This is a genomic window from Algoriphagus sp. (genome assembly GCF_030694375.1).
Classification (GTDB): domain Bacteria; phylum Bacteroidota; class Bacteroidia; order Cytophagales; family Cyclobacteriaceae; genus Algoriphagus.
The window spans coordinates 110,898-129,757 of sequence record NZ_JAUXYL010000007.1 but is presented as its reverse complement, the minus strand read 5'-3'; the positions used below and the strand labels follow the sequence as shown (position 1 = coordinate 129,757).

Here is an 18,860-nt window from a genome sequence, read left to right as displayed (position 1 = left end):
AAAAAGAAGAAGTGTTTTATGTTGAAAAATCCCTAGACGATCAAAGTCAATAAGAATTCTTCTGCAGTCATGACTGGAAGGAAGGCCTTTTTAAAGTCAGGCTTATTCCTTGTGATAATTATTTCACATCCAGCTTGTAATGCACAATGGTATTGCACAGCATCTTCAAAATCCTTGAAAAGTGAGAAAAGGCTCTTGTCAATTGTTTCCTGATTAGCCTGAGCAACTTTGCACAGGATTGCAAACTTTTGAAGTTTGATTAATACTGATTCCCTGGGCTCAAACTTAGTCAATACATATTCCGCTGTAGTAAAAGAAATAGGTGAAGTCATTAATAAAAGTTTTTTGCGATCTGCTAGGGTTACTACCTTGGCAATGGACTCGTAAAACGGGAATCTCTCACCCAATAAATCAATAATTACATTGGTGTCCAGAAAAATAACCTTCATCTATATTTCTCCTCCAAATAATCTTGATAATTTTTTTTGTAATCGTAATTGGCAGGAACAGTAGGGCCATTTGTCAGACTTTTAACAAAGGGAGAAATTGTAATTTCCTTTTGTGAAGGGAGATTAGTGTTCAAAGAATTCAGGTAGTTTTCCACCAGATTGGAAAGGCTAACCTTTTGATCTGATGCATACATTTTTGCTCGCTCGATAATTCCTTTATCCAGTTTTAATGTGAGTTTAGTATCCATGGAATGAAAATATTGTACGTATAAAAATAGAAAAAAATGAACGTATAAATAGTTCCTTTTGGAAATATTTTTAAAAAATCAAGAAATTACAATGAGTTTTTATCACATTTCGTTTTTCCTATTTCTGAAAAAACACAGCCAAACCATCTTTCCCAGCCACAGCAATATCGATTTTGCCATCTGCATTTAGATCTCCAGTGGAAAAGTAAAGACCTGTACCCTTTCCTTCTCCAAATGGTCCATAGCTGATCACATTTTTGACAAATGTCTTTCCGTTCCATCTGAAGTAGTACAAGCCAATATCGTCCAGTTCTCCCGGGTCTTTTCCGTTATGAGCGCGATAACGCTTGCCTGTGATCAGCTCGTTTTTGCCGTCACCGTCCAGATCCACCCATTCCAAGGCATGGTATTGGGCGTGGTAGGGATCGATATCATGTTTGACAAATGAAATTTCCCCGTCCTTTCTCACCTGTTCCATCCAATACAGGCCATAGTTGTGGCCATTGCCTGCGATGAGGTCATTCATTCCATCTCCGTTGAGATCAGTGACGATAATGGGAATGCTGGTGTCTCCCAAATTGAACGTCGGGTGAAAAATCCATTCCCCATACCGCAAATCGGGCGGAGCCTCATACCATCCAAACGAACTCACCAAGTCCCCCCAGCCGTCTCCGTTGATATCCCCAAAGCCCAAACCATGACCCTGGGTTTCGAATACTTCATACTTTTCAAATTGATTTGGCGCTACCCATTTGTAAAATGCCAGAGGCTTTCGGGGCGTGTTGGGGACGATTTCCAAGGTGCCGTCTCCATCGATATCCCAAGCCCGGATGGTTTCGATATTGCCCGTTTCGGCAATAAGATGTTCTTTCCATTCGGAGGCCTTGCCCGGATTCTCCTTCCAGATCAGTTTGCCCTCAAACCAGCCCCCGGTGATAAAATCTACTCGACCGTCACCGTTGACATCCATGGGGATGGTGGAGAAATCCTCGTAATACTCCCCAAACCGCTTCACTTGACCGATCAACTGTCGTTCGAGAAATTTCGGCCCTTTGTACCAATAGCTTCCCGAGACCAAGTCGGGAATGCCGTCCTTGTCCACGTCCATGATCCCAACAGATTCATAGCTTTCGTAGGCGATCATCTGCTTTTCAAAACTGAGGTTTTTGGATTGGGAAAAGGAAAGGACAGGTAAGGCTAAGGCTAGAAGTGTGAGGCGGGTTTTCATTAATAATTTGTAAAATTTACGAAGTACGAGATACGAAGTACGAGGCCAAAATGAACCTCAATCCTATGAACAAAGAGTAAGCTCATTTATGCTGATTACTTTGCAGACAAATAGCTTACCATCTAATTTGAAATTTCGGTTTGGGTATTGAATCAACTTAATAACCAATGACTTAATAACCAATAATGAACGCTGAATGTAGAATACTGAATAGCGAAGATAGCCGGAAAACGATCACCGGACTTCTGACATCGGTCATCGGACAACCCCACCAATAACTCAATAACCGATAACTTAATAAATATTGAACATCGAATGCTGAATCCTGAATGATGAAGTTCTCGGAACATCCGAAATCACAAATCCGAAATCCGAAATCCTACCTTTCCATCGGATGCACCTTCAACAGCTCCTCCGGACTCCAGAAGCCATCCTTGTCCTTGACCTCTTCACGTACCTGTCTGACCAATTCGGGGGAGATGGGACTGGCTTTATTTCCAAAGGAATTTCGGACATAAGTCAAAACCGCCGCGATTTCAGAATCGTTTAGCATGCCTTCATAAGGAGTCATGGGCACTTGTCCGGGGTATTCACGTCCCGCTACTTCGATCGGCCCCATGATTCCTTTCAGGACGATTTTGATCAGTCGCTCGGGACTTCCCGTCACCCAAGGCGTGCCACGAAGTGGAGGGAATTGCGATGCGGTCAAGCCCCCACCGTCAGCCTGATGACAAGTGCTGCAGAAACCTTCACGCCCATAGATTTCTTTTCCCAACACAAATAACTCACGGTCCGAACCGGTCAGCGAGGACTTGATATCTTCTTCCTTTTTCTGTGTGACTGAAAGTCCGTTCAAATGTGCCACGGCAGTTTCCAGGGTGCCGGGGATCCAAGTTTTGTCTTTGGGTTGTTTTTCGGCTTCCGCCAAAATCGGTAATCCAGTCTCTCTTGGCAACCAAGAGGCAGCGGCAATAGCCTCCATTCTTACTCTTCCGTGCGGATCCTTGGCTGATGCCATCAGCAGTTCTGTCTGATCCTTCACCTGATGTCCGGTATAGCGAAGCACTCGGGTGGACGCAGCCCGTACCCGGTGGTCAGAGGATTTTAAGAGTTCTCTCAGCAAGGGTTGATTGACTTTATTTGCTCCCCAGGAGACCCATAGTGCTTCGAGTTGGTGATGCTCGTAATTTGGATCACTTTTATCGAGACTAGCCACCCATTTTTCCACAGCGGCAGTCACTTCCCCTGCATCTCTGCCTCGGAGTTCCCGTCGGCTGCGATAGCGGCTGCGGTATTCGGGGAGTTTCAGATTTTCCAGCAATTCGGAGATACTTGCTCCGTCGATTTTGGCAGGTGTAACCAAAGGTCTGGAAGGATAGGTCACCCGATAGATCCTGCCATGCACATGATCTCTCAGCGGATCGCGGGCATTGTGCTGCATGTGCCCGATCAGGATATTGTGCCAGTCCACGATGTAGAGTGATCCGTCAGGAGCGATCTCCATATCCACAGGACGGAAATTTCGGTCAGTGGATACCACCAGATCCTGTCTCCACTTTGTTTTAAATCCGACAGTGTCTTCAAAAACTTGGTGTTGCTTGGTGCCGAGGAAACCGATGGTATTATTGATGATCAGGTCACCTTGGATATCCTCCGGAAAGTGGCGGCTGGAGATAAATTCCAGTCCGGAAGTAGGGCGAACCATGTGATCTTTTTCGATGAGGTTTGGTCCCTTGAAGTTGCCGTTTCCGTATCGTGGCAAGGTCGAGCCTGGAAGCATCCAGTTGACATTGGGGCCGGAGGTTTCGGCGTAGAAGTTTTGCCCCCATGCATCAAAAGCAATCCCCCAAGGATTGGGGATGTTCACTTGATTCACTCGTTCCAGCTTGTGCCGTTTGGGTTCAAATCGGTAAAATCCCCCATTGGAAGCCCGAACAGGCCCATAGGAAGTTTCCACATTAGTGTGGAGGAAAACGCCTTCTGCCATGTAAATCGCTCCGGATTCGTCCGTAGTGAATGCCGAAATCGCGTGGTGGGTGTCATGGTCATCAAATCCGCTGAGCAGGATTTCTTTTCGATCAGCCTTGTCGTCTCCGTTTTCATCAATCAGGATGATCAGATTGTTTCCCTGCGAAACGTAAACCCCTTCCGGTGCGATCTCGAAGCCTACGGGGATGTGCAGGTTGTCTGCGAAAGTGGTTTGCTTGTCGGCTTTTCCATCGCCATCAGTATCTTCAAGAATAATCAGCTTATCCTTTGGTCTCGGGTCTCCAGGTTTGTAGTGCGGATAACTTGGCATGGTGGCCACCCAAAGCCTCCCTTTATTGTCAAAGGAGAGCTGAACGGGATTGGCAAGATCAGGGAATTCATCCTCAGAGGCGAAAAGTTCGATTTTGTAGCCATCTGGGACTTTGAGTGTTTTCAGCGCATCTTCTCCGTATTTGTAATCCAGGCTACCATTGGCTTGGGGATTGTAATTGGTTTTGACATCCGGTAGGCTTCGTGTATTGGCATCTGCGGCGACTAAATCCTTCACTTTACCAATTGAGGCTTCCCAAATAGCCGTATCCCGAATGGCAGTCATCTGACGGATTTTTTCCAACTCAAAAGGATAATTATCAGGACCAAAGGGATCGTATCGACGCCCAAAGACATGGACTCCGTTCGGGATTTTGTAGTCATTGGTCCACATCCAATTTTTTTCCATCACGGCCTGATGGATCAGTTCCCGATTTGCTTCGGCTTTGTGGTTTTCCTTTCCGAAAAGTTTGTCAGCCAATAAGACAGCCAATTTTGCATAGCCTCTCTCGTTTAGTTGTGAGCCATCTATGGTCAGGGGCGCTTCCGATTCCTTGTACCATTTCTGACTTGGGCTAAAGGCATCGACGAAAAGCAATTCATGCTTTGTCGCCACGTCTTTCATTGCCTCAGTATAAAGCTTCAGATTTTCGTTCTCTTTTTTTCCGTTAGGGACGTCCTTTATCGCTGAGATATCTTCAAAAGCAATGGGGGAAACCAAGGCGAGTTGAGGAGTTGTTTTGCCATTGTATTGTTGGGCTTTTGAATGAAGAATCCAGGCTTCCAATTCTGCTTTGAAATTCTCAAGTCCTTCTTTACCCTGAAAAGACTCATTAAAACCAAAAAATCCTATCACAATATCAGCTTGTAACCTGGTAAGCCATTGGTCGGGCTTTTCCAAAAATCCTTCACTTCCTGATTTGGTGGCATATTCTGTCTGAAAATCTTCGGCTCCTGGAAAAGCCCAAGGGTCATTTGTTCCTGATCGAGGCCTGAATCCCGGTGTGTCACCCGGGTCACTTAGATTCCGGATGAATAGTGTACTGTCAGGATATCGGAGGTGCATTTCGGTCTCGAAAAGCCCATAGTCCATCATCCGAGAGCCAAGGTTGTTTCCTAGCAGGGTGATTCGTGAATTTTTGCGGAGCTCGAGGGTTTTATCCTGGGAACAAGAGGAAAAAATCAGCAGAAAAATTAAAAAAAGAACGGAGGCTTGGGTGATTTTTGGGTTGATCATAGGTAGGATTGCATTTGGTGTTAAGTATAAGCAGAAAGACGGGGAATTTCAATAAGTATAAAGTATCCTAACACTTAAATAGTATAAATAAAGATCAAATTAATGTTGGTTCAAGTATTCTTATATCTATAATAAAGGCTGATACTATCCTGTGCTATCCTGCTTGTAGTGGATGTAATAGTACTGGTTATTTTTAGTTTTGGATTGTTTTTGGCTGAGGATTTTTTAGGGTAAGGTATCCTGTACTGTCCTGTATTAAAATGCTGATTTTTAGAGGTTTTTACATGATAGGGCAGGATAGGGGCTTTTATTTATATGCGGTTATTAGATGGAAATATTTTCTATTCAATAAAACCCACCTGTATGAATAACCATTATCTATCTAAGATGAAAATCCGGCTATTCGGATTTTTGTTGCTTATGTTTTGCATAAGCGTAACGAGTTTTGGGCAGACGCAGTCTGTCCGGGGAGTAATCTCATCTGTCGGTGAGCCTGTGCCAGGTGCTTTAGTAATCGTGAAGGGCACACAGCGAGGTACGGTCACTGATATTGATGGGAGTTTTTCCATTGAAGCGGCAGCAGGCGAGACATTGGTAATAAGCTTTGTAGGCTATACTTCCAAAGAAGTAGCTGTGGTCGGTGGCCAGACGGTTTACAATGTGTCCCTTGATCTTTCAACCTCTGATCTGTCGGAAGTAGTGGTGGTCGGCTACGGTAGTCAAATCAAAAAGGAGGTAACCGGAGCAATTCAATCTGTCAATGGAAAAGAATTGGCTGATTTACCGGTTTCTTCTTTGGCGCAAAAACTCCAAGGGCGACTTGCAGGTGTGCAGATCAATCAGACAACTGGCCGGCCTGGTCAGGGTATGAATGTTCGTATCAGGGGACAATTGTCCGTTTCAGGAGGAAGTGCGCCACTTTATGTAGTGGATGGTTTTCCGATCACAGGTGATATCAATGCCATCAACCCGGATGAAATAGAGGATATTTCAGTATTGAAAGATGCGGCTTCAACTTCCCTATATGGTTCCAGAGCTGCCAACGGTGTAGTATTGATCACTACCAAAAAAGGTAAAGTAGGTGTGACCAATGTCGATTTCAATGTGTTTACCGGTTTTCAACAAGTACCGGAAAGGGGTAGACTTGAAATGATGAATGCAGAAGAATTTGCTCAGTTTAAGAAAGAATACTACGAGGACGCAAAGCAACCTGTTCCTGAGGTGTTTCAAAATCCAGCCCAATATCGCGGTAAAACTAATGACTGGTATGGCGCAATGCTTGAAACCGCACCGATTACCAGCTACAATCTCACTGTAACCTCAAATAAAGAAAAAGTAAATACAGCAATTATAGCAGGAGTTTTTGATCAAAAAGGGGTCGTACGAAATACGGATTACCAGCGCTATTCCTTGAGAATGAACACGGATTATGCGGTATCTAATAAGGTAAATATCGGGGTGAATGTGGCGCCGAACTATGTCAAGGACAATACACCACGAACAGACGGTTCGCGCGGTACAGGTATCTTATTCAATGCCCTGCATACCTGGCCTGTAATGCCTATTTATGATGAAGCCGGAGAATTAACTTTTTTCAACCGATTCCCTGCCAATACCGGGAATATCTTCGCTTATCCAAACTGGTTGAGATCTGCTGATGAAATCACCAATGAGACGTTGGTAGTGAGTGTCTTGGCAAATACCTATGCGGAATGGAAGCCAATAAAAGGGTTGTCGGTAAAATCTACTTTTAATGCGGAAATCAGGAATTCGCGGTTTTTCTCTTTTAACCCTTCTACTGCCACTTCAGCGATCAACGTAGCAATTCCTACTGTAGCAGTTTCCGTTCGGGATGATATTGAAGACTTTTCTTGGTTGAATGAGAATATTGCCACCTATGACAAGAAAATCGGAGATCATTCCTTTCAGGTATTGGGGGGATTTGCCAATCAACAATTCAGAAGAGACCGGACCCGTGTGCAGGCCGATACCTATGCTGATGATCGTCTTCCTACCATCCAAGGTGCCTTGAATATCAACCGTGGCGGAACTATCAGTGGTGTGGAGGAATGGACTCTGACTTCCATATTTTCCAGATTGACTTATAATTTCAAAAGCAAATACCTCTTTACTGCCTCTGTCAGAGGAGATGGATCATCCCGATTTGGTGCGGATAATAGGTGGGGTATTTTCCCATCAACTTCCATCGGTTGGGTCTTGTCTGACGAAGGATTCTTAGCAGATAACCAAACGATTTCTTTCACCAAACTAAGAGCAAGTTACGGTATCACCGGTAATAATAACATCGGTAATTACACCTCTTATGCGCTGGTAAATAATACGATCAATGCTGCGTTTGGAAACACATTAGTACCCGGTGCAGGCATCACCTCACTTCAAAATAATAATTTGGGATGGGAGACTACCGCACAGTTCGACTTCGGATTGGACTTGGGCCTTTGGGATGACAGGGTATCCTTTGTGTATGATTTCTACACAAAAAATACCACCAACCTCCTCTATGCAGTTCAGATTCCTCAAGAATCAGGATTTACCAACTTCAATGACAACATCGGTGAGATTAAGTTTTGGGGACATGAATTTTCAATAAATGCGATTCCTGTCAATACCTCAAATTTCCGATGGAATATCAATGCGAATATATCCTTCAACAGGAATGAAGTGGTCGCTTTGGCAGATGGGATTGACAGAGTGTATGGGCAATTTCACATCACACAAGTAGGAAAGCCATTTGGCCAGTTTTACGGTCTAAATAAATTAGGAAATTATGCCAATGCTGAGGATTTGGCCAATTCCCCTAAGATCCCCGGAAGATCTACGGTGGGAAGTATCAAATTGCAGGATGTGAATGGTGATGGAGTGATCACTTTTGGTGGGGACAATGATGATCGGACAATCATCGGGAACCCATTCCCTGATTTTGTCTATGGCATTGTAAACAATTTCACATTTAAAAATTGGGATGCCAGCATCACAGCCTCCGGATCGGAAGGCAATGAGCTTTACATGAGACACCTTTTCTCTACGGCGAATCTCGATGGCGTATTTAATATGGTGAGAAGAGCAGGAGACAGATTCAGATCGCCTGAGAATCCCGGAGCTGGAATCTTTGGAACCACAGTAGGCGGAGGCAATGTCACCGGTATCGAGCGTGACTGGCCAAATAGCAACTTTGTATGGGATGCGTCCTATTTTACTATCCGAAATATTACTTTGGGCTATACTTTCAAAAAACTTCCAAAGTCAATGAATTCTGCCCGAGTATATGCATCAGGTCAGAATTTATGGGTTTTCACACCTTACTGGGGAGGATCCAATCCTGAGGTTAGTATGCAAGACAATGGACAGGGTGATGGTGGAAACCTAAGCCCTGGAATCGACCTGGCAGGATATCCCGTACCACGTACTATTACCTTCGGGGTAAATGTCAAATTTTAATCTGCTGATTCCAGACAGTTTAATCCACCTACAAACGACATGAAAATGAAAAAATATATCATAGGACTACTTGCAGCGAGTTTGTTTCTGACCAGCTGTGAAGACTTTCTTACCGTGGTACCGGAGACTCAGTTGAGTTCGGCCACTTTCTTCAAAAACCAAAATGATTTTGAGCAGGCGGTTAATGCGGCATACGCTCCGCTTCGGACCATCACCAATGATCGGACTTGGTTATTGTCAGAGATGCACTCCGACAATACCTATTATGTGCGAAATGTACTGTTTGGCGCGGTCGATAATCAGGAGGACTTAGCGGATTTCTCCGTGCCTGAGTCTAACGGAACCACTGCCAATGTGCACGTCCTGAACCAATGGAGACAGGATTACCTGATCATCGCAAGAGCCAATCAAATTCTGGCCTTAATTGATGGGGTGAATTTTGATGCCACAGCCAAGGGGAATATAAGAGGTCAGGCTTTGTTTTTAAGAGCATACGCTTACTTTGAGCTTGCCAGATACTTTGGAAGTGTTCCCTTACATTTGACTCCTGTGGCAGTTAGAGCAGAGGCGGCTCTTCCTCTATCGCCGGAGGCGGATATCTACAAGCAGATTGAAGCCGATCTGACAGCTGCGATTCCGCTTTTGCTTGACAAAGCAACCCAACAGCCAGGACGGGTGACATCCGGTGCTGCTCGAACCCTCCTAGCAAACGTGTATATCCATCAGAAGAAATGGGCTGAGGCAGAACAGGTATTAAATCCTGTGATCACCGGTGGTCAATACAGACTGATGGCTTCTTATGCTATGGCATTCTCTGATAATGCTGCAAATAAAAACAATGTAGAGTCGGTCTTCGAAGTCCAGTTTTTGGAAGGGGCTGCGGGTCTGCAGGGCAACTTTATTTATCAGTTTATGCCTAGACCAATCAGCGCCGCCGAACTTCGAGAAATCACCGGAACTAGCAATGCACAGCCCTTAGACGGCGAGGGGAATAACGTCCCTACTCCGGATATAATTGCTGCTTATGAAGCGGGGGATTTGCGTAGGGATATTTCTATAGGGTATGTGTTTTTGTCAGGAGCTTTTCAGGTGCCTAAAACCTTGCCTTACATCAAGAAGTTTGCAAAACCTCATGCGCAGCATAACAATCACGGCACCAACTGGCCAATTTTCCGCTATGCTGAAGTGCTGCTATTTATGGCAGAGGCGCTCAACGAGCAAGGAAAAACAGCTGCAGCGATTCCTCTGTTAAATCAAATACGTACTCGGGCAGGACTTGCTGCCACCACCGCTGCCAGTCAAGCAGATGTCCGAGAGGCCATTTTCAAGGAGCGAAGAGTAGAGCTAGCCTTCGAAAATAAACGCTGGTTTGATATTCAGCGTACAGGCCGCATCGAGGAAATTATCATTCCTCTCGGACAGCGAATTGTGGCCAATCCTCAGGCTTATTACTATCCTCCGATTGCCGGGGCTGTTCCAAGAAACAACGTCTTTACAAATCTTAAAAAGTTCTATGCATATCCTGCAGCTGAATCCGATTTGAGTCCTTATTTCTAAGTTGGTTTTCTTTAATTCAAATAGCCCGACAATCGGTAGGATTTTCAAAATCTGAAAGTTGTTGGGTTATTTTCTTCCCGGCAGGAGTAAGCAGGACAGTTAAATTCTTGACAGGAAGTAAATAGCTTTCACGAACGGCTTTTAGCCTGATTAAATTATTCTCAACTTGAACAATAAGAAATGCCCATGAGAAAATGTCTCACACAGGGGAATGATTATCCGGGGCATTCCATATGGCCTTTAAAAATCAATTATAATCATATGAAATTTTATCTCCCTGCAATCCAATAATCCCAATACTATATGTTCCATAGAAGCACGATTAAGAATCTTTTCCTTCTTTTTGGAGTCCTTGCAATTTCGGTTGCCTGCTCCAAAAAAGAAGAAACAGGCCGGCAGCTTACCGGTAACCCTAAAATTGACAAGCTTAAACTTCCTGACGGATTCGTGGCAGAGCATCTCTACAGTCCCGGTGATAATGAGCAGGGCAGTTGGGTGGCGATGACCTTTGATGATAAGGGTAGAATGATTACCTCCGATCAGTATGGGTATTTATATCGACTTGAGCTCCCTCCAATCGGCTCCGATTCCACAGTAAAACCCAAAGTCGAGAAACTGATCGTGGGAAATGTCTCCGAACCTCAGGTAGGAATGGGCTATGCACAGGGATTGCTATATGCATTCAACTCGCTTTATGTGATGGTAAATCACAACCCCAATGAGACCTTCAGCCAACCTACAGGATTATACCGGATCCAGGATTTGGACGGGGATGATCAGTATGAGACCATCACTCAGATTCGTGAATTGAAGGGGCAACAAGGCGAACATGGTCCCCACAGCATGCGCGTCACTCCGGATGGTAAATCAATTTACCTGATCGCAGGGAATCATGTCGATGTGCCTGAGATGAATTCTTACCGCCTGCCTAATGTTTGGCAGGAAGACAACCTTTTTCCCTTAATCAAAGACCCACGAGGTCATGCCAATAACCGAATGGCTCCGGGTGGATGGATCGCCAAAATTGATCCCGAAGGAAAAAATTGGGAATTGATCAGTGCAGGATTCAGAAATGCCTTCGATTTCGATTACAATGAGGTCGGTGATATTTTCGCCTATGATGCGGATATGGAATGGGATTTTGGAATGCCTTGGTATCGCCCAACACGGATAAATCATGCCACCAGCGGGTCGGAATTTGGTTGGAGAACAGGCAACTCCAAGTGGTCACCTGTCTATCCTGACAATCTCCCCGCAGTGATAAACCTTGGTCAAGGTTCACCTACCAATGCCATGTTCGGCTTCAAAGCCAACTTCCCAAGCAAATACAAAAAAGCATTGTATGCTTTTGACTGGAGTTTTGGAATCATCTATGCCATTCACCTTACTCCTAACGGAGCGACTTATGACGCTACGGCCGAGGAATTTATTTCCGGTTCTCCGCTTCCTCTTACTGATGGGACCATTGGCCCTGACGGGGCATTCTACTTTGCCACCGGAGGACGAAGATTGGACTCGGACCTTTATCGGGTGACGTACAAAGGGGAATTGGATACACATAAGCCTCTGACTGAAGCTGACCTGCCTCAGGAAGCCAAACTCAGAAGAGAATTGGAGCAATATCATCAGGCAGGGGCTCCTGCGGAAGGATTGGAAAAAGCTTGGGCTCAACTCGGACACAAAGACAGATATGTCCAATATGCTGCCAGAATCGTCCTTGAACACCAGTCTGTAGCAACCTGGAAAGCAAAAGCAATTGCAGAATCTGATCCCACAAAAAAGATCCATGCCATTCTCGCTTTGGCGCGTCACGCCACCGATGCTGATGCAGCGCCCATGTTGAACAGTCTGATGCAGGTGGATTTCAAGGGGCTTTCTGCCAAGGACAAGCAGGATATCCTGAGAACGATGGAAGTGATCCTTTATCGTTATGACAAAGGGGCTGCATCAGTGAAGCCTCAATTGATTTCCTACCTCGATCCAAATTTCCCTGCAAATGACAACATGCTTGATCGTTCGCTCAGCATTTTGATGGTGCATTTGGATGCCCCGAGTGCGGTGGAAAAAACATTGGCTTTGCTTAAATCTGCCAAAGACGACGAAAATTATCAAAAGACATTTACTGCCTCATCAGATTTGGTCTTCCGAAACCCACAATACGGATTGGACATCGCCAACATGCTTGCCAATGTGCCACCTGCACAGGCGACTTTCTATGCGACGGTATTGGGTGGAGCTGACAAAGGCTGGACGGCTGCGCAACGGGAGGAATATTTCAAATGGATAAACCATGCACTGACTGCCTATAAAGGTGGAAGGAGTTATGTCGGGTTTATAGATAGAGCAAGAAAGATGGCCCTTGCTAGCGTAGATAAGGCGGACTTTGAAAAATATGATGAAATGTCTGGTGGAAAACTCCTCACAGCCAGTGGAAATGACATCATCGAAACAGGGGTTCAACCTGAAGGTCCGGGTAGAAGGTGGACTGTTGAACTGGCAGAGCCTTTAGTCGCTGATCTTGTAGGACGTGACTTGGTCAAGGGAAAAGCGATGTATGCAGCTACACTTTGCTTGTCTTGCCACACGATGCAGGGTGAAGGAGGGGCTATTGGACCGGATTTGACACAGTTGGGTACAAGATTTTCTCCTAAAGATATCTTGGTAGCTACCATCAACCCAAGCGAAACTATCTCGGATCAATATCATGCGACTGTTCTTGAACTGAAAGCAGGAGGATCCATTGTAGGAAAACTGAATGACGAAGACGGGAAGAATTATTATATCTCGCAAAACCCATTCGCTCCAAATGATATCAAAACTGTTGCGAAAAACACGGTCGTGTTGAAAAAGAACGCGGAGGTCTCCATCATGATGCCTGGCTTAATCAATCGACTCAATGAGGAAGAATTGAAAGACTTGATGGCGTATTTGATCTCCGGTGGCAATGCTGACCATGCAGTTTACAAACAACCAACTGCACAAAGATGATTAGCTCAACCTCCAAAACCGTAAAAATATCGAGCTTTATTCTGGCGGCCATATTCACTGTGGGATGTATTTCTTCCAAAGTTGATCATGCGGAATTCGAGTCCATATTTGATGGGAAAACGCTCGATGGATGGGAATTTGATCCTGTCTACTGGAGTGTAAAAGATGGTTTGATGGTGGGTGAAATCACTCCTGAAACAGTTTTGAAAAGCAATACTTTCATCATATGGAAAGGCGGAGAGCTCGGAGATTTCGAGTTAAAAGTAGACTACTGGATTTCGGAAGCCGGTAATTCCGGCGTGCAATATCGAAGTGATCGATTTACCGAGGTCCCTTTTGCGCTTCGGGGGTATCAAGCGGATATAGATGGAGGCAATCGCTACACAGGGCAGAATTACGAAGAACGAAAGCGAACCACCCTAGCTTATCGGGGGCAAAAAACACGTATTACTTCGCAACCGGACAGTATAACTGAACCCCGTGGTTTTGTGGAGCGAAACGCCTGGAAAGGCCTGAACTTGGTCTCCGAACTTGGAAATCGGGACGAGCTTGGTGCTTTGATCAAAAAAGGTGACTGGAATACGATTCATATTGTAGCTAAAGGAAACGTGATGCAGCATTATGTCAATGGCACCCTAATGAGTGAAGTCACCGATGACGATGCAAAAAACAGGATGCTGAAAGGCTTGATGGGATTTCAGGTGCACGTAGGACCTCCAATGAAAGTGATGTTTAAGAACATTCTTTTGAAAAAGATGTAAGAATTTGAAACTACATAAGTTCAAAGGCGCGGAGAAATTCGCGCTTTTTTTTGGCAAAAGCCTGAGATTTTTACTGGGCAGACTTGATCCAAAAAGTATTTCTTTCCTTAATCCTTAACAGGATCAATTGATTAAAAATCCGGAGCCATAAAAAAGGGATGGCTATTTTCTCTTCCTTATAAAGAAATAATTAGGCGTAGAATAGTTGAAATACCAAAAAAGTGGGGATACAAAACAATTTATTGAGGTTGAAAATAAAGATTTGGAATTGTTTCTCGATGTATTGTGAATGTTTGGAGTAAAGTATACATTCAGCTTAAATATTAACCAAAAACACCTTATGAGAAAACTTTATTCTTTGCTGTCTTTTTCGGCTCTTATGGGCTTGGCAGCGTCTTGTTCCGACGTGATTGAGAATGACGTCAACAACACCAATGTGACTGAATTGATGATTCAGGAACAATATGTACCCGGTCAGCTTTTGATCAAGTACAGAACAGCAAGTCAAGGCTCTAGACTTTCTTCAGATGTCCTAGCCATGATTCAGGGGACTATTGTGGAGGGGATTAGTACCGGTGCAATGGAAATGGCGAATGCCAGAAAAGGTGTCAAAACCGGGGATTTGATTCTGGTGGATTCCAAATTGGGGACTGAAGCGGCAATCGAAAAGCTGAGAAATATGCCCGAAATTGAGTATGCCGAGCCAAACTGGATTTACCAGCATTTTGCCACTTCCAATGACACCTACTATACCAATGGATCACTTTGGGGCATGTATGGATCAAGCACTACTCCTGCAAATCAATTTGGCAGTGGAGCGGGTACAGCTTGGGCCGCTGGAAAAACTGGTAGTAATACCGTTTATATCGGTATTATCGATGAGGGTTATATGTATACCCATGAAGATCTAGCCGCTAATGCGGGTACAAATCCTGGAGAAATTCCGGGAAATGGGATTGACGATGACGGAAATGGCTTAATAGATGACGTATACGGCTGGGATTTCGATGGCAACAACAACACGGTATTTGACGGTGTGGGTGATGATCATGGTACACACGTGGCGGGTACCATCGGTGCTGTTGGAGGAAATGGCAAAGGTGTGGCAGGTGTTGTATGGAATGTGAAAATGATGAATGCAAAGTTCTTGGGTTCCAGAGGTGGTACTTCAGCTAACGCCATCAAATCAGTGGATTACTTCACCGATCTCAAGACGAGACATGGGATTAATATCGTAGCGACCAACAACAGCTGGGGAGGAGGAGGATATTCTCAGGCATTGTTTGATGCAATCGAACGTGCCAATGCAGCCGGAATTCTCTTTATCGCTGCGGCTGGAAACAGCACTAACAACAACGATACTTCACCTTCTTATCCTGCATCTTACACAAATGCCAATATCATAGCTGTAGCATCTATTACTAACACAGGAGCAATTTCCAGTTTTTCAAACTTTGGCGCTACTTCGGTAGACATTGGTGCTCCGGGTAGTGGGATTTGGTCTACTGTACCGGTTGCTTCAGGAAAGGGCAAAAATGCCACAATTGCATCAGGATATGCCAGTTATAATGGGACCTCAATGGCCACTCCTCATGTAGCGGGTGCCGCAGCTTTGTATGCATCCCATAATCCGGGAGCCACTGCTACTCAAATCAAAGCCGCAATACTCAATGCAGGTACACCAACCAGCTCATTAGCTGGAAAAACTCTAACCGGTGCAAGATTGAATGTGTCAGGCTTCTAATTAATTCTTATCCAATAAAAAGTAGTTAAAAGCCCCAATTGGGGCTTTTTTTTTAAATCCTTTTCCTTTGCAGGTCTGATGGATTGGAGCTTATGAGAAAGATAATACCGAAAGACCCTCGAAGCTTTGATGGATTTTTAGTACTAATTCAGTTCATTTTTTGACTGACGGCAAAATTCGCTTTCCCATTTTACCTATCTTAATGCTATACTTTTCCGGGCTACCCACATACAGCAGGATAGTCTCGGGAAGCCTTTTTTATAGGTTTAATTCTAGTCCATCAAACCCAAAATGAACCTCGGAAATCCCAGTAACTGGAAAGATAAACTCTCCAATTCTCACCAAATCGGCGGCATCGAAACCTCGGTCGTCGACAACGGAGCCGGTCGTGGAGTACGAATCGCCTGGATAAATACCGGCACCGGGCTTCGGTACAAACTGGTGCTGGATCGAGGAATGGATATTCTGGATGCCTTTTTCAATGAATATAGTCTTGCTTGGATTTCCCATGCCGGGCTGACTGCTCCACAGCCCTTTTCCAATCAGGGAATTGACTGGCTTCGCACCTTTGGAGGAGGCTTGTTGACTACTTGCGGGCTTTCCAATGCAGGTCCGCCAAATACCGATGAAAGTGGTAGCAGAGGACTTCATGGCAACTATTCGAATTCTCCGGCCGAGCTCGTCTCCATCAAGCAACCGGACATTTTCTCAGAAGATTTGAGCTTTGAGATTGTGGCCAAAGTCAGGGAAACGACCACGTTTGGTCCGAGTTTGGAAATGCTTCGCACGATTTCAGGAAAGGTCGGTTCGGCCAAAATTCGTATTAAAGATCAGGTGACCAACCGTGGAAATGCTCCGGCACCCCACATGTTGCTTTATCACATCAATTGCGGTTGGCCATTAATCGATGATGGCACGCGGATCGTTTGGCAGGGAGAAAAAAAACATAAAGCCACAGACATAAATAATACTGATTTCAACCGGAGATATGAATTTACCCAATGCGCTCCACCAATGGATGCTCATACAGGATTCGGAGAAGATGTAGCATTTATCAATCCAACCGCAGATGATGAAAATCAAGTCATTTGTGGCTATGCGAATGACAACTTGGAATTGGCCCTTAAAATTTCCTTTTCAAAAACCCAAATGCCTTGGCTGATCAACTGGCAGCATTGGGGCAAAAATGAGTATGTAACAGCATTGGAACCTGCGACACATCCACCAATCGGCCAAGCTGCAGCAAGAGAGAATGGAACTTTGATTTTACTTGATCCCGGAGCTAGCAAAACGTATGACTTGGAGTTGGAGGTGCTGACCGGAGAAAAAGCGAGAGGATTTAAGGTTTGAGATTTGAAATTTGAAATTTGGGCATTAACGATTACAGACTTAAAAAAAATACCATTTATGAATTACCACGTCAACCTTGAACAATAAGCCATTTAATCAGAATTTATTTCGGATAAAAATTGAATTTAAAAAAGTAAAGGACCGGGAAAACTAATTTTTCAATTTTGAAATCTTTCAATTTTCCAATCCTAATCCTCAACAACCAATAACTATTCTCAAGCTTCAAAATATCGAATATTGAATTTCGAATAATGAACAGTCAATAACTCAATAACCTAATAACCAATAAAATGAGCCTAGCAAAAAAAGCCCTTGAACAAGGCGAAGGAATACTGAGATTAACCCCAACTTGGGTGCCGCGGTCCTTTTGCGTACCCGGTCGAAGAATCAAACTTCATCCCGACGATTATTATTCCTTTGGAGGAATGCGCGGAGGGATTGATGAACGTTGGTTTGCTTCGACCACACCCGCCGAAAACGGACCACTGACTTCCAAAAATGAGGGTTTGAGCCATATTGCTTTTGAAGAAGGAGGTAAGACGGAGCTTTTTCTCCTGAAAGATGCCATTGATGAATTGGGTGCGCAGATCGTTGGTTCCAGACTTTGGGGTCAGTATAAATCCTGGCCGATGTATTCCAAGTTTTTTGACAATATGGGACCGCTTCCCCATCACATTCACCCCTCGGATGAATTTGGAAAGCTGACCAATCAAAACGGAAAACCTGAAGCCTATTATTTCCCTCCTCAGGTGAATAATCATGGTGGAGATTTTCCCTATACTTTCTTCGGAATTGCGCCGGGAACGAGCAAAGAGACGATTCTGCAGTGCTTGAAAGATTTCAAAAAAGGCGACAACAAGATCACGAATTATTCTCAGGCTTTCCGTCTTCAGCCGGGTACAGGTTGGGATGTGCCTCCGGGAATGCTCCATGCTCCGGGCAGCTTGTGTACCTACGAGCCACAGAAAGCCTCTGACATTTTCGCCATGTATCAGTCCTTGGTGAATGAGGCAATTATTCCGGAGGAATTGCTTTGGAATGCGATTCCAAAAGACCGATGGGGAGACTATGAATTGCTGGTGGAAATGATTGACTGGGATCTCAATGTGAATCCTAACTTGATGGACAATCACTACATGGAGCCAAGGCCTGTTCACCATCTAAGCGAAATGCGGGCAGCCGGATATCAGGAAAACTGGATTTGCTACCGATCACATGATTACAGTGCCAAAGAGCTGACTGTCCTTCCTGGACAGACTGTTGTAATCAAAGATGCAGCAGCTTATGGATTTATCATGATGCAGGGCTATGGAAAAATGGGCGTTTGGGATATTGAAACTCCAGCCTTGATCCGCTTTGGTCAATTGACTCATGATGAGTATTTTGTAACAGAGAAAGCTGCGCAGGCCGGAGTGAAGATTACCAATCACTCCAAAACAGACCCTATCGTGATGCTGAAGCACTTCGGGCCAAGAAATCCTGATTTGGTGGTTGTGAAGTGAGATATAAGATATAAGACATTAGACACAAGAAGCTAGGCA

The 18,860-nt window shown here is 44.6% G+C and carries 11 protein-coding genes; 7 read left to right on the top strand and 4 right to left on the bottom strand.

The window, feature by feature from the left end; translation table 11 throughout:
- Positions 1–32 precede the first annotated feature (32 nt).
- From Q8M62_RS01815 to Q8M62_RS01800, 4 genes are all read right to left on the bottom strand, one after another.
- Positions 33–449 carry a PIN domain-containing protein gene (locus Q8M62_RS01815; protein ID WP_304899829.1) on the bottom strand — a complete coding sequence of 139 codons (417 nt, stop codon included), beginning with the start codon at positions 447–449 and terminating at the stop codon, positions 33–35.
- Positions 446–697 carry a DUF6364 family protein gene (locus Q8M62_RS01810; protein WP_304899828.1) on the bottom strand — a complete coding sequence of 84 codons (252 nt, stop codon included), beginning with the start codon at positions 695–697 and terminating at the stop codon, positions 446–448. The genes Q8M62_RS01815 and Q8M62_RS01810 overlap by 4 nt, the downstream gene beginning before the upstream one ends.
- Before the next feature lie 118 nt (positions 698–815).
- The gene (locus tag Q8M62_RS01805) at positions 816–1,925 is read right to left on the bottom strand and encodes a VCBS repeat-containing protein (protein ID WP_304899827.1); all 1,110 of its coding nucleotides are present in this window, start codon (positions 1,923–1,925) and stop codon (positions 816–818) included.
- 379 nt (positions 1,926–2,304) lie between these two features.
- Complete coding sequence (locus Q8M62_RS01800; RefSeq protein WP_304899826.1) at positions 2,305–5,460, bottom strand: PVC-type heme-binding CxxCH protein; 3,156 nt, start codon at positions 5,458–5,460, stop codon at positions 2,305–2,307.
- 363 nt (positions 5,461–5,823) lie between these two features.
- Between Q8M62_RS01800 and Q8M62_RS01795 the strand changes: the two genes are divergently transcribed.
- The 7 genes from Q8M62_RS01795 to Q8M62_RS01765 all read left to right on the top strand — a co-directional run bounded on the left by Q8M62_RS01795 (position 5,824) and on the right by Q8M62_RS01765 (position 18,821).
- Entirely contained in the window at positions 5,824–8,919 is a 3,096-nt protein-coding gene (locus Q8M62_RS01795) for a TonB-dependent receptor (RefSeq protein ID WP_304899825.1), read from the top strand.
- Positions 8,920–8,964: 45 nt separating this feature from the next.
- Positions 8,965–10,476 (top strand): RagB/SusD family nutrient uptake outer membrane protein, encoded by a 1,512-nt coding sequence (locus Q8M62_RS01790; protein WP_370690537.1) that lies wholly within the window; start codon positions 8,965–8,967, stop codon positions 10,474–10,476.
- A 303-nt stretch (positions 10,477–10,779) separates the two neighbouring features.
- A complete protein-coding gene (locus Q8M62_RS01785) occupies positions 10,780–13,464 on the top strand; it encodes a c-type cytochrome (RefSeq protein WP_304899823.1) in 2,685 nt (894 codons plus the stop codon).
- Positions 13,461–14,225: a DUF1080 domain-containing protein gene (locus Q8M62_RS01780; RefSeq protein WP_304899822.1), complete on the top strand. Its 765-nt coding sequence runs from the start codon at positions 13,461–13,463 to the stop codon at positions 14,223–14,225. Before Q8M62_RS01785 ends, Q8M62_RS01780 begins: the two co-directional genes overlap by 4 nt.
- A 340-nt stretch (positions 14,226–14,565) precedes the next feature.
- Positions 14,566–15,969 carry a S8 family peptidase gene (locus Q8M62_RS01775; RefSeq protein WP_304899821.1) on the top strand — a complete coding sequence of 468 codons (1,404 nt, stop codon included), beginning with the start codon at positions 14,566–14,568 and terminating at the stop codon, positions 15,967–15,969.
- A gap of 291 nt (positions 15,970–16,260) precedes the next feature.
- A complete protein-coding gene (locus tag Q8M62_RS01770) occupies positions 16,261–17,319 on the top strand; it encodes an aldose 1-epimerase family protein (protein ID WP_304899820.1) in 1,059 nt (352 codons plus the stop codon).
- A gap of 290 nt (positions 17,320–17,609) precedes the next feature.
- Positions 17,610–18,821 carry a hypothetical protein gene (locus Q8M62_RS01765; protein WP_304899819.1) on the top strand — a complete coding sequence of 404 codons (1,212 nt, stop codon included), beginning with the start codon at positions 17,610–17,612 and terminating at the stop codon, positions 18,819–18,821.
- The last annotated feature ends 39 nt before the right edge of the window (positions 18,822–18,860 follow it).